General features: G+C 69.3%; 11 protein-coding genes. 7 read left to right on the forward strand and 4 right to left on the reverse strand.

Annotation, left to right across the window (positions count from 1 at the left end):
* Window positions 1-193 precede the first annotated feature (193 nt).
* The 3 genes from QMO76_RS02155 to QMO76_RS02165 all read left to right on the forward strand — a co-directional run bounded on the left by QMO76_RS02155 (window position 194) and on the right by QMO76_RS02165 (window position 3260).
* Window positions 194-2083, forward strand: a complete 1890-nt coding sequence (locus QMO76_RS02155) for a sensor histidine kinase (protein ID WP_306359660.1) — start codon at window positions 194-196, stop codon at window positions 2081-2083.
* Window positions 2065-2742, forward strand: a complete 678-nt coding sequence (locus QMO76_RS02160; RefSeq protein ID WP_306359419.1) for a response regulator — start codon at window positions 2065-2067, stop codon at window positions 2740-2742. Before QMO76_RS02155 ends, QMO76_RS02160 begins: the two co-directional genes overlap by 19 nt.
* 281 nt (window positions 2743-3023) lie before the next feature.
* Window positions 3024-3260, forward strand: coding sequence for a hypothetical protein (locus QMO76_RS02165; RefSeq protein WP_306359420.1), 237 nt, complete (start codon window positions 3024-3026; stop codon window positions 3258-3260).
* A gap of 10 nt (window positions 3261-3270) precedes the next feature.
* Here the strand turns inward: QMO76_RS02165 and QMO76_RS02170 are convergent, their stop codons facing one another.
* Window positions 3271-3888, reverse strand: a complete 618-nt coding sequence (locus tag QMO76_RS02170) for a class I SAM-dependent methyltransferase (RefSeq protein ID WP_306359421.1) — start codon at window positions 3886-3888, stop codon at window positions 3271-3273.
* A 59-nt stretch (window positions 3889-3947) separates the two neighbouring features.
* Window positions 3948-5336: a S9 family peptidase gene (locus tag QMO76_RS02175; protein WP_306359422.1), complete on the reverse strand. Its 1389-nt coding sequence runs from the start codon at window positions 5334-5336 to the stop codon at window positions 3948-3950.
* Window positions 5337-5484: 148 nt separating this feature from the next.
* Here QMO76_RS02175 and QMO76_RS02180 point away from each other — a divergent pair, with 148 nt between their 5' ends.
* Together QMO76_RS02180 and dnaE are read left to right on the forward strand one after the other, a co-directional pair.
* Window positions 5485-6738, forward strand: a complete 1254-nt coding sequence (locus QMO76_RS02180) for a serine hydrolase domain-containing protein (protein WP_306359423.1) — start codon at window positions 5485-5487, stop codon at window positions 6736-6738.
* A gap of 274 nt (window positions 6739-7012) precedes the next feature.
* Window positions 7013-10555, forward strand: coding sequence for a DNA polymerase III subunit alpha (dnaE, locus tag QMO76_RS02185; protein WP_306359424.1), 3543 nt, complete (start codon window positions 7013-7015; stop codon window positions 10553-10555).
* A gap of 21 nt (window positions 10556-10576) precedes the next feature.
* Here the strand turns inward: dnaE and QMO76_RS02190 are convergent, their stop codons facing one another.
* Both QMO76_RS02190 and QMO76_RS02195 read right to left on the reverse strand, forming a co-directional pair.
* Window positions 10577-11224: an MspA family porin gene (locus tag QMO76_RS02190; RefSeq protein ID WP_306359425.1), complete on the reverse strand. Its 648-nt coding sequence runs from the start codon at window positions 11222-11224 to the stop codon at window positions 10577-10579.
* 94 nt (window positions 11225-11318) lie between these two features.
* Complete coding sequence (locus tag QMO76_RS02195) at window positions 11319-11534, reverse strand: hypothetical protein (protein ID WP_306359426.1); 216 nt, start codon at window positions 11532-11534, stop codon at window positions 11319-11321.
* Between the two features lie 85 nt (window positions 11535-11619).
* Between QMO76_RS02195 and QMO76_RS02200 the strand changes: the two genes are divergently transcribed.
* Together QMO76_RS02200 and ilvA are read left to right on the forward strand one after the other, a co-directional pair.
* Window positions 11620-12054: a nitroreductase family deazaflavin-dependent oxidoreductase gene (locus tag QMO76_RS02200; protein ID WP_306359427.1), complete on the forward strand. Its 435-nt coding sequence runs from the start codon at window positions 11620-11622 to the stop codon at window positions 12052-12054.
* 124 nt (window positions 12055-12178) lie between these two features.
* A complete protein-coding gene (gene ilvA / locus QMO76_RS02205; protein WP_306359428.1) occupies window positions 12179-13543 on the forward strand; it encodes a threonine ammonia-lyase IlvA in 1365 nt (454 codons plus the stop codon).
* Window positions 13544-13711: the final 168 nt, after the last annotated feature.

Consider the following 13711-nt stretch of genomic DNA (forward strand, 5'->3'; position numbering starts at 1 on the left):
TCGACGGCCGTACCCGCACCGGGTGCGGCCGTCTGCCCGGTGTGGACCGTGCCGGGATTGTGCGCACATTCCGCGCAACCGGCGAATTGCCGGTTGTGCGCATTGTGCTCGGCACCCGATACGAACCCTCCGGTCTGCATACACTGGCGCGGTGAGTGTGTTCGGCCGCCGTACCCGCCCCCTGGTGGGTGAGGTGCGGCTGCGGACGCAGATCGTGTTGCTCCAGGTAGTGGTCGTTGCCCTGACCCTGGGCATCGCGTTCGGCATGTTCGCATACGTCAGCAACGAGCGGCTGTCCGGGGAATACGGACAGCGCGCGCTGGCGATCGCCCGCACCGTCGCCTCGGAGCCGATGCTGCGCGACGAGGTGTACCGCTACTCACTGGCAACTCTGCCGCCGGGTGAGGAGATGGAGACCGAACTCACGGTCGGGCCGGTGCAGCGCATCGCAGGGGACGCCCGCGAACGCACGGGCGCGCTGTTCGTGGTGGTCACCGACGAGGCCGGGATCCGGCTCGCGCATCCGAATCCGAAACGCCTGGGGGAGCGGGTCAGCACCGACCCCTCCGACGCACTCGCGGGCGACGAGGTGGTGATCCGGGAACGCGGCACCCTCGGCGAGTCGGTACGCGCGAAAGTGCCGGTGCTGCGACCGGGGAGCACCCACGTCGTCGGGCAGGTGAGCGTCGGCATCTCCACGACGGCGGTGCGCGACCAACTCCTGGGCGACCTGCGCCGCGCCGGACTGGTGGCGGGCGGCGCGCTGCTGGCGGGGGTGCTCGGTTCGATGCTGCTGGCCCGCCGCTGGCACGGACTCACCCTCGGTCTGGAACCGCGCGAGCTGGCCGAACTGGTGCGCGAACAGGATGCGGTGCTGCACGGCATCGGGGAGGGCGTGGTGGCGGCGGATACCGCCTGGCGGGTCACCGTGGTGAACGAGGAAGCACGGCGGCTGCTCGGCATCACCGGCGAAACCGGTTGCACCGTCGACGAACTCGGACTCACCCCGCGGGTGCTCGAGGTCTTCCGGGCCGCCGACGGCGTGCCGGTGCAGGCCGCGGTGGGTGAGCGCATCGTGGTGGTGACCGCGCGGGCGGTGCGCCGCGACGGCCGCTCGCTCGGCGCGGTGCTGAGCGCGCGCGACCGCACCGATATCGAATCGCTGACCCGCCAGCTCGACGCCGTCCGCTCCATGAGCGCCGTCCTGCGCGCCCAGCGCCACGAATTCGCCAACCGGCTGCACCTGATCTCGGGACTGCTGCACACCGATCGGGCCGCGGCGGCCGCGCAGTACATCGACGATCTGCTGGGTTCCGGGCCGCTCGGCGCGGCGCTGCCCGGCATGGACGCCGTCCACGACCCGTACCTGCAAGCCTTCCTCGCGGCCAAGGCCGCGCACGCCCGCGAAGGCGGTGTCACCCTGCGACTGGGCCCCAATACCTGGATCGACGGTAGTCTCGCCGTGCCCGTGGACGTCACCACCGTCCTGGGCAACCTGCTCGACAACGCCATCGAGGCGGCGCGCACCGGCGAACCGCCCGCCGTGGTGGAAGTGGAACTGGTTCAAGAGGATTCGAACCTCTACATCACCGTCGCCGACAGCGGCTCCGGCGTCCCGCCCGCCCTCGCCGACGCCATCTTCACCGAGGGTGTCTCCACCCGCCCCGACTCCGGCCTCCCCGGCGGCCGCGGCATCGGCCTCGCCCTGGCCCGCCAGATAGCCCGCGCCCGCGGCGGCGACATCCGCCTCGCCTCCCTCGGCGGCCCACCCGCGAACCTCGTGGCGGACAAGGAATCCGACCCACCCCCGACCCACCCCGCCGACCCCGGAGAGCCCGCCCCCACCCGCCGCGCCACCCCGCCCCACACCGGCACCACCGGCGACGCCGTGTCCGGTGGTCGCGCGGCTGGTGATGCTGTGTCCGGTGGTCGCGCGGCTGGTGCTGTCGGGCCGGGTGCTGTCGGGCCGGGTGCTGTCGCGGCCGGTGGCGGTGTGGCGGGGCGGCTGCGGGGGGCCGAGTTCATTGCCCGGATGCCGGGTGTGCTGGTGAGAGGAGATGTGGCGTGGGCCGAGACGATGTGAATGTGCTCGTCGTGGACGATGACTTCCGGGTGGCTAACCTGCATTCCGGAATCGTCACCGGGCTACCGGGATTCACCGTGGGCGCGACCGCGACAACGCTCGCCGCGGCGCGGGCGGCCATCGCCGCGCACGCCTTCGACCTGGCCCTGGTGGATGTGTACCTGCCGGACGGCTCGGGGATCGACCTGGTGCGGGAGATGCGCTTCGACGCCATGGTGCTCACGGCGGCGACCGAGGCCGACACCGTGCGCGCCGCGCTCAGCGCTGGAGCGCTCGGATATCTGGTCAAGCCGTTCGACCACACCGCCCTGGCCGCCCGGCTGGCCGGTTATGCCCGCTACCGCCGTATCCTGTCCGCCACCGAGGTGACCGCCCGGGAGGTGGATGCCGCCCTGGAGGCGCTGCGTCCGACGCCGCCGACCGCCCCCGCCGCGGCGGCCTCCACGACAACCAGGGAACTGGTCCTGGACGCGGTGCGCGCCGCCGCCTCTCCACTCTCGGCCGCCGAGGTCTCCACCGTCACCGGTGTCTCGCGCGCCACCGCGCAGCGGTACCTGGCCCTGCTGGTGGCGTCCGGCGAGGTCCGCATGCAGCTGCGCTACGGCAGCACCGGCCGCCCGGAACAGGAGTACAGCGCCCTCCGAGGTGCCACCGCGTAATGCGCATCCGGGGTGCGACCGGCCAGCGCAATGGGACCGGGGTGCAACCGGTCTGCGCGACGGAGTCGGGTGTGATCGGTTTGCGTGATGGGGCCGGGTGTGGCCGGTTTGCGTGACAGAGCTGGGTGTGGCCGGTCAGCGCGACGGAGCCGGGTGCCACCGGTTTGCGCGACAGACCGCTCGGGTGCCGGTGAGGAGGGGAATGCCGCTCGCCCGCCGCGATCGCCCTCCGAAATCGGCGACAGCGGGTACCCTGCTCCGAAACGCTTACATTTCACTAGTTGGGAATCGTCCTCATGCGCAACCGCTTACGCACCGCCGCACTGGCCTTCGTCCTGGCCACCGCCCCCTTCGCCGCCGTCGCCCCGGCCGCCGCCGTCCCCCTGGTCCCCGCCGAGCCGACGCTCCCGGCGGCCCCGCACACCGCCGAACCGGTCGGCTTCGCCTGCATCCTCATCCACCCGACCCCGCCCGAATGCGCGCTGGCCTCCCTCTCCGCGGGCTTGTCCGCGGAGTGACGGACGACGTTCAGTTCGAGACGGCCACGCCCAGCGACAGCGCACCATAGGGGCGCGGCGCACCCTCCTGGTAGAAGCGGTCCACCTCACGGAGTTCGAATCCGGCCGTGGACAACAGTTCCGCGATATCGCGATCGAGGTGGCACCCGCCCGCCACCGCCTTCTGGATCGGATTGAGCCGGTGCTGCCAGGTCTGGACCCCGGGATCCGGGGCCAGCCCGTGCTCGACGAAGTGCAGGGTGCCGCCGGGCACCAGCACCCGGCGCACCTCGCCGAGTGCGGCCAGCACATCCGGGATCGTGCACAGCGTCCACGTGGACAGCGCCGAGTCGAAGGTGTTGTCGGCGAAGGGCAGCCGCTGCCCGTCGAGACCCGAACGCTCCACCGGCACGGGCGCGGCCGCCACCCGTCGAGCCGCCATCCGCCACCCCAGATCGGCGGGCTCGACGGCGCTCACCGAGGTCACCTCGGCCGGGTACAGCGGCACATTGCGGCCGGATCCGAACCCGATCTCGACCACCCGCCCGCGCAGACCGGCGCAGGCCCGCTCGCGCAGCGGGTCCAGCGCACGCATCCCGCAGGTGAGGTCGATGATGCGGGGGAGGATGCGGTCTTCGTACATTCCCACGTCATTACCCTTTCAAGGTCGGGATCCGACCGCCGGTGCCGAATCCGCCGAACAGATTCTCAGCGCGGCGGCATGCGCTCGGTCAGCCAGTTCGACAGATAGTCCAATACCGCCGGGTCCATGGTGGTCTCGATGGACGCGTATTCGTCGGGCGTGCCCTTGTCGGCCGGTTGCAGCAGATGGTTGAGGCCGTCGAAGGTGTGGACGGTGGCATCCGGATTGTCCGCCAGCAGATTCCGCATGGGTCCTTCGCTCTGGGCGGGCGGTACCTGGAGGTCCTTGCCGCCGTACACGGCCAGCGTCGGCACCCGCAGCGCCGACAGCGCCGGGGCGGGATCGTAGTTCAGCAGCGCCGCCATGTAGGGGCTCGCCATCTGCGCCGCCTCCTCCTCCGATGATCGCTCGTCCTCGGGAAGGCTGTTGTTGTGGTCGAGCACGTACCGGCGGGCCGCTTCCAGGTCTCCGGTGCGGATGACGGCGATCAGCCCCGACACGAAGCCGATCTGCTCGCTGATCTCCTCCGGCGTCGCCCCCTGGGCGGCCATGATGAGTCGGTTCTGCTCCAGCAGCACCTCCGAGCCCGGCACCGCCGGACCGGCCAGCAGGATCGTGAACGCCACCCCGCTGTCGGGGCGCGCGGCGGCGAGGGGCGCGAGGTAGCCGCCCTCGCTGTGGCCGAGCAATCCGATGCGATCGGCGTCGATGTCGTCGCGTCCCCGCAGGTAGTTCATCCCGGCGATGATGTCGTCGGTCAGCTCCCGATAGGTGGCGTGTTCCAGATTGCCGCCGGTCCCGCCGACGCCGCGGTCGTCGGTGCGCAGCACGGCGTATCCGGCGCGGGTGAGGGTGTCGGAGAGCAGCAGGAACGGCTTGTGCCCGAGCAGGGTCTCATCGCGGTCCTGCGGACCGCTGCCGGTGACCAGCACGACGGTCGGGAACGGTCCGGTGCCCTCGGGCCGGGTCAGCGTCCCGGCGACGGTGATCTCCCCGCTCGGATAGGACACCTCTTCGGTGGCGTACGGGAACGGCGGTTGCGGTTCCTGCGGCCGCGCCGGCCCCTCCACCACGCCGCGGGTCAGATGCAGCGGGAACTGCTGTCCGCCTTGGCTGAACTCGCCCTCGATGGTGTCGCTGTCGCGGTTGTGGGTCCCCTCGAACTTCGGATCGCCGGGGACGTCCGGAATGCTGAAGGTGACCAGGTCCGGATCGGCGCTCACCCCGGTCAGCGGTGCCGCGGCCACGCCCTGTTCCGGGATGTCGACGGTGGCGTCGCCGTCGTCGGCGAAGTTCACTCCGATGGCGAGTTGTCGGCCGGGCAGTTCGATACTGCCGTGCCAGTCGCCGCTCACCTGTTCCGGTGTCGGTGTGGCGTCGTCGTTTCCGCATCCGGCCGCCACCAAGGCGACGGCGGCGGACAGGATCAGCAGTAGTGACCGCAGCGTGCGCATACCTCACCCTACGCACGACCGGAACGTGACCACTTCGGTTACGCGTCGATAACCGGTCGGACACCGTCGATAACCACTCGGACGTCCGACATAACAGGGCGGGTTCCGTCGTTGCCGCCGCCGACCGGGCGTCCGTACCGTGGACGGTGTGAGCAATGTCGCTTCCCTCCCCGGTGCCGCATCCCTTCCGGCTGGCGTCGGCGGTTGTGCCGCCGCCGAATTCGCCCCTCTCGTACGCACTTTCGCGAGGATCATGGGCGGCAGACCGGGAGCGGGGGGTGGACTGGCCGTGCACCGGCACGGCGAACCCCTGGTAGACGTCTGGATCGGCGACGGCGAAATCGGTCGCCCGTGGGGTCCGGAGACCGGCAGCATCGTGTTCTCCGCGACCAAGGGCATCGCGGCCACGGTGATCCACCGGCTCGCGGACCGCGGCCTCATCGACTACTCCGCCCCGGTCGCCGAGTACTGGCCCGAATTCGGGGCGAACGGCAAGGACCGGATCACGGTGCGGCAGCTGCTGTCCCACCGCGCCGGACTCTCCGGGCTGCCCGCCATCGCACGCGGGCTCGACGAGGTGCTCGACCACCGGCTCATGGAGGAGCGGCTGGCCGCGGCGAAACCCGACCACCTGCTGGGTGTTCCGACCTATCACGCGCTCACCTTCGGCTGGCTGTGCGGCGGGCTGGCCCGCGCCGTCACCGGTCGCGGCATGGCCGATCTGTTCCGCGCCGAGGTCGCCGAACCGCTCGGCACCGACGGCATCCACCTGGGCCGCCCGGCCCCGGGCTCGGCCACCCGGGTCGCCGCCGTGGCGGGCTCGCGCCTGGAACTGGTGGGCGCGCCCTACGCCGCCATGGTGCTCGGCCGGGCCTACGGCATTCCGGGCGCGGCGGGCGCGGCCGCCCGCGCGCTGTTCCTCCCGGGTCTGGAGGCGCTGCTCGACGGTGACGATCCGCCGATCCTGGCGACCGAACTCGCCGCGGGCAACGGCGTCTGCACCGCCTCCGGACTGGCCACCCTCTACGGCGCGCTGGCCGACGGCGGCATGGTGAACGGCCGCCGCTATCTCTCGCCGCGGACCGTCAAGGCGCTGTGCAAGGTGGAGAGCTACCAGCTCGACCACGCCCTGTTCTACATCCCGATGCTGTGGCGGATGGGCTACCACTCGCTGCCCATGCCGGGTGCGCGCGCGGGCTTCGGGCATATCGGACTCGGCGGCTCCTTCGGCTGGGCCGACCCGCGTTCGGGCCTCTCGGTCGGTTTCGTGCACAACCGGCTCGGCGTGAACACCCTCAGCGCCGACCAGCTGGCCTCGGCCTGGGTGCTGCCGCTGGCGGTGCGCGGGGCGCGTGCCGCCGCCCGGCGCGCGACCCCGAGCACCACCCGTCGCGCGGCTTGACCGCGGCGCGTCGGCCCGTACCGGCGGCCGCCACGACCGTTCCGGGACTCGCGATTCCCCTGCGCCTACGGGTCCCGGAGCCCGCACCCCCGCGACCGAACCCGCGGGGGTGCACATTCCCCTCGGAAATCCATGCGCAGCGCGGACTTTCGTGACCTCCAACACAACACGCCGGGCGCGACGCGCCGTTGATCGGTTCCGGTGACCTGGGCCCGCGAAGCATGTCGGAGTGGCACTTGGTTATCTGTCGGTGCTTCCCCTTACGATGTCTGCCGTGTCGGGATCATTCGTCCACCTCCATAACCACACCGAGTACTCGATGCTGGACGGAGCAGCGAAGATCACGCCACTGTTCAAGGAGGCGCATCGCCTCGGCATGTCCGCCGTCGGCATGACCGACCACGGCAATATGTACGGCGCGTCGGAGTTCTACAACACCGCCGTCAAACAGGGCATCAAGCCGATCATCGGCATCGAGGCGTACATCGCGCCCGAGTCCCGCTTCAACACCAAGCGTGTGCAGTGGGGCGATCCGTCGCAGAAGAGCGACGACGTCTCCGGTTCGGGCGCCTACACCCATATGACCATGGTCGCCGAGAACGCGACCGGCCTGCGCAACCTGTTCAAACTGTCGTCGTTGGCCTCCATCGAGGGGCAGCTCGGCAAGTGGGCGCGGATGGACGCCGAGATCATCGCCGAACACGCCGCGGGCATCATCGCCACCACCGGCTGCCCCTCCGGTGAGGTGCAGACCCGGCTGCGCCTGGGCCAGGAGCGCGAGGCGCTGGAGGCCGCGGCCAAATGGCAGGAGATCTTCGGCCCGGAGAACTTCTTCCTCGAGATCATGGACCACGGGCTGTCCATCGAGCGCCGGGTGCGCGAGGGGCTGCTCATGGTCGGCGAGAAGCTGGGCATTCCGCCGCTGGCCACCAACGACTGCCACTACGTGCACGAATCCGACTCGGCCAACCACGAGGCGCTGCTGTGCATCCAGACCGGCAAGACGCTCTCGGATCCGACGCGCTTCAAATTCGACGGCTCCGGCTACTACCTCAAGTCGGCCGACGAGATGCGCGCCCTCTGGGACGCCGAGGTGCCTGGGGCCTGCGACAATACGGTGCTCATCGGCGAGCGGGTGCAGTCCTACGAAGAGGTCTGGGCGCACCGCGACCGGATGCCGGTCTTCCCGGTCCCCGAGGGTGAGACCCAGGCCAGCTGGCTGCACAAGGAGGTCATGCAGGGCCTGGAGTGGCGTTTCCCGAACGGCGTGCCGCAGGAGTACATCGACCGGGCGAAGTTCGAACTCGACGTCATCATCCAGATGGGCTTCCCGGCCTACTTCCTGGTGGTCGGCGACCTCATCAAATACGCCCGCTCGGTCGGCATCTACGTCGGCCCGGGCCGTGGTTCGGCGGCGGGCTCACTGGTCGCCTTCGCCATGGGCATCACCAATATCGACCCCATCCCGCACGGGCTGCTGTTCGAGCGCTTCCTCAATCCCGAGCGCGTGTCCATGCCCGATATCGATATCGACTTCGACGATCGTCGCCGCGGTGAGATGGTCCGCTACGCCACCGAGAAGTGGGGCAGCGACAAGGTCGCCCAGGTGATCACCTTCGGCACCATTAAAACCAAGGCCGCGCTGAAGGACTCCGCGCGCGTCCAGTTCGGCCAGCCGGGCTTCGCCATCGCCGACCAGATCTCCAAGGCGCTGCCGCCGCCGATCATGGCCAAGGACATTCCGCTCGCCGGCATCATGGATCCCGAGCACGAGCGGTACAAGGAGGCCGCCGAGGTCCGGGAGCTCATCAACACCAACCCGGACGTCAACAAGATCTACGAGACCGCGCGCGGCCTCGAGGGCCTGATCCGCAATGCCGGTGTGCACGCCTGCGCGGTCATCATGTCCAGCGAACCGCTCACCGATGCCATCCCGGTGTGGAAGCGGCCCCAGGACGGGGCCATCATCACCGGCTGGGACTATCCCAGCTGTGAGGCCATCGGCCTGTTGAAGATGGACTTCCTGGGTCTGCGCAACCTCACCGTCATCGGTGACGCCCTGGCGAACATCAAGGCCAACCGCGGGATCGACATCGACCTCGACACCCTCGCCCTGGAGGACACGGCCACCTACGAACTCCTCGCCCGCGGCGACACCCTCGGCGTCTTCCAGCTCGACGGCGGCGCCATGCGCGATCTGCTGCGGCGCATGCAGCCCACCGGCTTCGAGGACATCGTGGCGGTGCTGGCGCTGTACCGCCCCGGCCCGATGGGCATGAACGCCCACAACGACTACGCCGACCGCAAGAACGGGCGGCAAGAGGTCAAACCCATCCATCCGGAGCTCGAGGAGCCCCTGAAGGACATTCTGCGCGATACCTACGGCCTGATCGTGTATCAGGAGCAGATCATGCAGATCGCGCAGAAGGTGGCCGGGTACTCGCTCGGCCGAGCCGATATTCTGCGCCGCGCCATGGGCAAGAAGAAGGCCGAGGTGCTCGAGGCCGAGTTCGAGGGCTTCGAGAAGGGCATGCTGGAGAACGGTTTCAGCAAGCCCGCCATCAAGGCGCTGTGGGACACGATCCTCCCGTTCGCCGGTTACGCGTTCAACAAGTCGCACGCCGCCGGCTACGGCCTGGTGTCCTTCTGGACCGCCTACCTCAAGGCCAACTATCCCGCCGAGTACATGGCGGGCCTGCTCACCTCGGTCGGTGACGACAAGGACAAGGCCGCCGTCTACCTGGCCGACTGCCGCCGCCTGGGTATCCAGGTGCTGCCGCCGGACGTCAACGAGTCCGAGATGGAATTCGCCTCGGTGGGCAATGACATTCGCTTCGGTCTGGGCGCGGTGCGCAATGTCGGTGCGAACGTGGTGGCCTCGATCATCGCCGCGCGCAAGGAGAAGTCGAAGTTCACCGACTTCTCCGACTACCTCAACAAGATCGACGCCATCGCCTGCACCAAGAAGGTCACCGAATCCCTCATCAAGGCGGGCGCTTTCGACTCCCTCGGGCATCCGCGCAAGGGCCTGCTGGTGGTGCACTCCGATGCCATCGACGCGGTCATGTCCACCAAGAAGGCCGAGGCCATGGGTCAGTTCGACCTCTTCGGCGGACTCGACGACGGCGACGACTCGGTGTCCAGCGTCTTCAATGTGAAGGTGCCCGACGAGGAATGGGAGACCAAGCACAAGCTCGCCCTGGAACGGGAGATGCTGGGCCTGTACGTCTCCGGACATCCGCTCAACGGCGTCGAGCACGTGCTCGCGGCGCAGTCCGACACCCAGATCCCGGCCATTCTCGAGGGCGAGGTCTCCGACGGCGCGCAGGTCACCATCGGCGGCATCTTCGCCAATGTCACCCGCCGGGTGAACAAGAACGGCCTGCCCTGGGCGTCGGCGCAGTTGGAGGACCTCACCGGCGGTATCGAGGTGCTGTTCTTCCCGCAGTCCTACTCGGTCTTCGGCATGGATGTCACCGAGGACGCCATCGTGCTGGTGAAGGCGCGCGTCTCCGCCCGCGACGACCGGGTCTCGCTCATCGCCAACGACCTGGTGGTGCCGGATCTGTCGGCCATCGGCGTGGAGAAGCCGCTGTCGGTGACCATTCCGACGCGCCTGTGCACGCCGGAGAAGATCGGCAAGCTCAAGCGCGTGCTGACCAGCCATCCGGGCACCGCCGATGTGCACGTCCGCCACGTCGGCTCCCGCGATCGCACCACGGTGCTGAAAGTGGCGGACAATCTGCGGGTTTCGCCCTCCTCGGCGCTCATGGGCGACCTCAAGGCGCTGCTGGGTCCGGGCTGTCTGTCCGGCTGAACGGCGGGGCGGTCGGCCGGGTCAGAGCCAGGTGGGGTCGCCGAACACCCCACCGGAGTCGTCCACCAGTGTCGAGGTCACCCGCATGTACGAGTAGCTGCGGATGCTGACCGGGCCGGTGCAGCTGTTGACGATGATGTGGAAGTCCCGGGTGATGGCCCACGCGGTGTCGCCCGGGACGACCTGCTTCTCGGTGAGCTTCACCTCCTTGACCTCGCCGGGGGCGAGGGTGGCGGTGAGCACCGGGGCCACATACGTCTGGATGCCGGTCTGGCCGTTGAGATAGGGGATGGGGTTGGTGCCACCGGTGCCGACATCGGGCAGCACGTCATCGGGGTAGATGCTCGGAGTGAGCCCGAGCGTTCCATTGTTCAGATTCACCGCGCAGCCCACGTGGTATCCGGCGACGAGGGTGCCCGTGGCCCCGCCGTCGATACTGCCGTAGACGGTATTGCTGACCAGGGCCTCGCGGGTGGTGCCCACCTGGTTCAGGGGTGGGATCCGGTGGATCGACTCGTCTTTGTGCCCCACCGTGAAACTGCCGATCGGTGAGGCGAATACCCGCTCGTGTGGGGGCAGGGCTTCGATATCGGCTGCTCCCGCCGCGGGGGCGCCGAGGACCGCGCTGACGGTCAGAGCGAAACAGATGATCCCTGAGCGTGCGACCACCCCACGCACTGTAGTAGCAGACGGGTATCAATCCGGGTAGGACACGCTGACCGGGTGGAATCGTGAGCGGCCGCGATGGTCGGCGAGCTGCCGCTCAGCCGCGACCGTGCCCGATCAGCCAGCGGATGCTCGCGACCGCGGCGGCGGCGAGGACGGCGGCCTGGAGCGAGCCGGTGATCAGGGCGAGGATCAGCCCGGTCGCCAGGGCGGCGGCCAGCGCCTCGAGTTTGTACACCGGCCAGGCCGTGCCCGCGATATCCACGGTCGCGGCGCGCGGATGCGCCGTCCGCGTAGGGTGAACCACTGCCATGTGCTCAGGGTACCCGGCGGTGAAAGTTCGGCCAAGCGAACTTCTCGTCGGGAACATAACAAGACCATCGGCTGTTTGCCCCGGCATGCCATTAACCGGAGAGTACGAACCCAGCACATCCGATTGGGCCCGTGAACAGGCCGAGAAGTACGAGGCATCCAACGGCGCCGAGGCCAATACCATGCAGGGCAAGCCGATCATCCTGCTGACCACCCGGGGCGCGAAGTCCGGCAAGCTCCGCAAGACCCCGCTCATGCGGGTGGAGCACAACGGTGAGTACGCGGTCGTCGCCTCGCTCGGCGGCGCACCGAAGCATCCCGTCTGGTACTGGAACATCAAGGCCGATCCGCACGTCGAACTGCGCGACGGCGCGGTGGTGAAGGATTACGACGCCCGCGAGGTCTTCGGTGACGAGCGGGAACAGTGGTGGCAGCGCGCCGCCGAGGTGTGGCCGGACTACAACGAGTACACCAAGAAGACCGACCGCGTGATCCCGGTCTTCGTGCTGACCCCACGCTGACTTCGCGGCCCTCGACCGGCCGCCCCGACCCGTAGCGACGAGCCCGGGCGGCCGGTCGTGACCGGGGGTGGATCGCGCCGCTTGGGGCCGGTCGCCGAAATCTCGTCGCGACCTGCCAGCTAGCATGGGTCGGGTGTCGAATCCGCTCGAAGTCGCAGAGAAAGTGTCCACGCCGCCGCACGCATTGACGGCGGACGAGATCGATGCTGCCGCGAAGCGAATTTCCGACATTATCGAGCCGACGCCGTTGCAGCGAATCGCACGGCTGTCGGCGGCGACGGGTGCCGAGGTCTACCTCAAGCGCGAGGACCTGACGGCGGTGCGCTCCTACAAACTGCGCGGCGCCTACAACCTCATCGTGCAGCTGACCGCCGCCGAGCGCCGGGCGGGCGTGGTCACCGCCAGCGCCGGAAACCACGCCCAGGGCGTGGCCTTCGCGTGCAGGGCCATGGGCATCTCGGGCCGTATCTACGTTCCGACCACCACGCCGAGGCAGAAGCGCGACCGCATTCGCGTGCACGGCGGCGAGTACGTCGATCTCATCGCCGTCGGCGACACCTACGACGCCGCCGCGGCCGCCGCGGCCGCCGATGTGGAGCGCACCGGCGCGACCATGGTTCCCCCCTTCGACGATCCGCGCACCGCGGCCGGACAGGGCACCATCGCCGCCGAATTCCTGGAGCAACTGGGCAGCGCCCCGGATCTGGTGATCGTGCCGGTGGGCGGCGGCGGCTGCCTCGCTGGTGTCGGCACCTATCTGCGGGAGCGGTCGCCGCACACCGCGATCCTGGGTGTGGAACCGGCGGGGGCCGCCTCCATGACCGCCGCCATGGTGGCGGGCGGTCCGGTCACCCTGCCCGAAATCGATCCCTTCGTGGACGGGGCGGCGGTGCGCCGCATCGGCGCGGTGCCGTACCAGGCGGTGTCGCGGTTCGGCGGCCGGGTGCGTTCGCACGCCTCGCTGCCGCTGCTCACCACCACCGAATCCCTGCCCGGCGCAGGACATTTCCGCATGATGCAGGTCGACGAGGGCGCCATCTGCACCACCATGCTGGAGCTGTACCAGAACGAGGGCATCGTGGCCGAACCGGCCGGTGCGCTGTCGGTCTCGGCGCTGTCGGTCGTCGACGTCGAACCCGGGTCCACGGTGGTGTGCCTGCTCTCGGGCGGGAACAACGACGTGTCGCGCTACGGCGAGGTGATCGAGCGGTCGCTGGTGCACCAGGGGCTGAAACACTATTTCCTGGTGGACTTCCCGCAGGAGCCCGGGGCGCTGCGGCGTTTCCTGGACGAGGTGCTCGGCCCGGAGGACGACATCACCCTGTTCGAATACGTCAAGCGCAACAACCGGGAGACCGGCGCGGCGCTGGTCGGCATCGAACTGGGCGCTCCCGACGCGCTGGGGCCGCTGCTCAAACGCATGGAGGCATCGCCCATCCAGGGTGAACGGCTGGAACCGGGCTCGCCCGCCTACCGCTATCTCACCTGATTCCCGCGCGAATCCGAAAACGAAGGCCCCGAGTCGATCACGGCTCGGGGCCGGTTCTTTTCCGATTCGCCGCGCGGCGCTCGGCGCGTATCGCAGAATGTAAGCCGTCATTCCCGGCGGATCGGCACGGGTTAACGGGGGTTCGGGGGCGTCGCGATGAATCGAGTA

Origin of the sequence: Nocardia sp. CC227C (assembly GCF_030767025.1) — a bacterium.
Classification (GTDB): Bacteria; Actinomycetota; Actinomycetes; order Mycobacteriales; family Mycobacteriaceae; genus Nocardia.

Bases quoted from the DNA above. Each gene is read 5' to 3' on its own strand.
- QMO76_RS02175 (WP_306359422.1), bottom strand. From the start codon at position 5,336: ATGCGCACGCTGCGGTCACTACTGCTGATCCTGTCCGCCGCCGTCGCC.
- QMO76_RS02195 (WP_306359426.1), bottom strand. From the start codon at position 11,534: ATGGCAGTGGTTCACCCTACGCGGACGGCGCATCCGCGCGCCGCGACC.
- QMO76_RS02200 (WP_306359427.1), top strand. From the start codon at position 11,620: ATGCCATTAACCGGAGAGTACGAACCCAGCACATCCGATTGGGCCCGT.
- ilvA (WP_306359428.1), top strand. From the start codon at position 12,179: ATGGGTCGGGTGTCGAATCCGCTCGAAGTCGCAGAGAAAGTGTCCACG.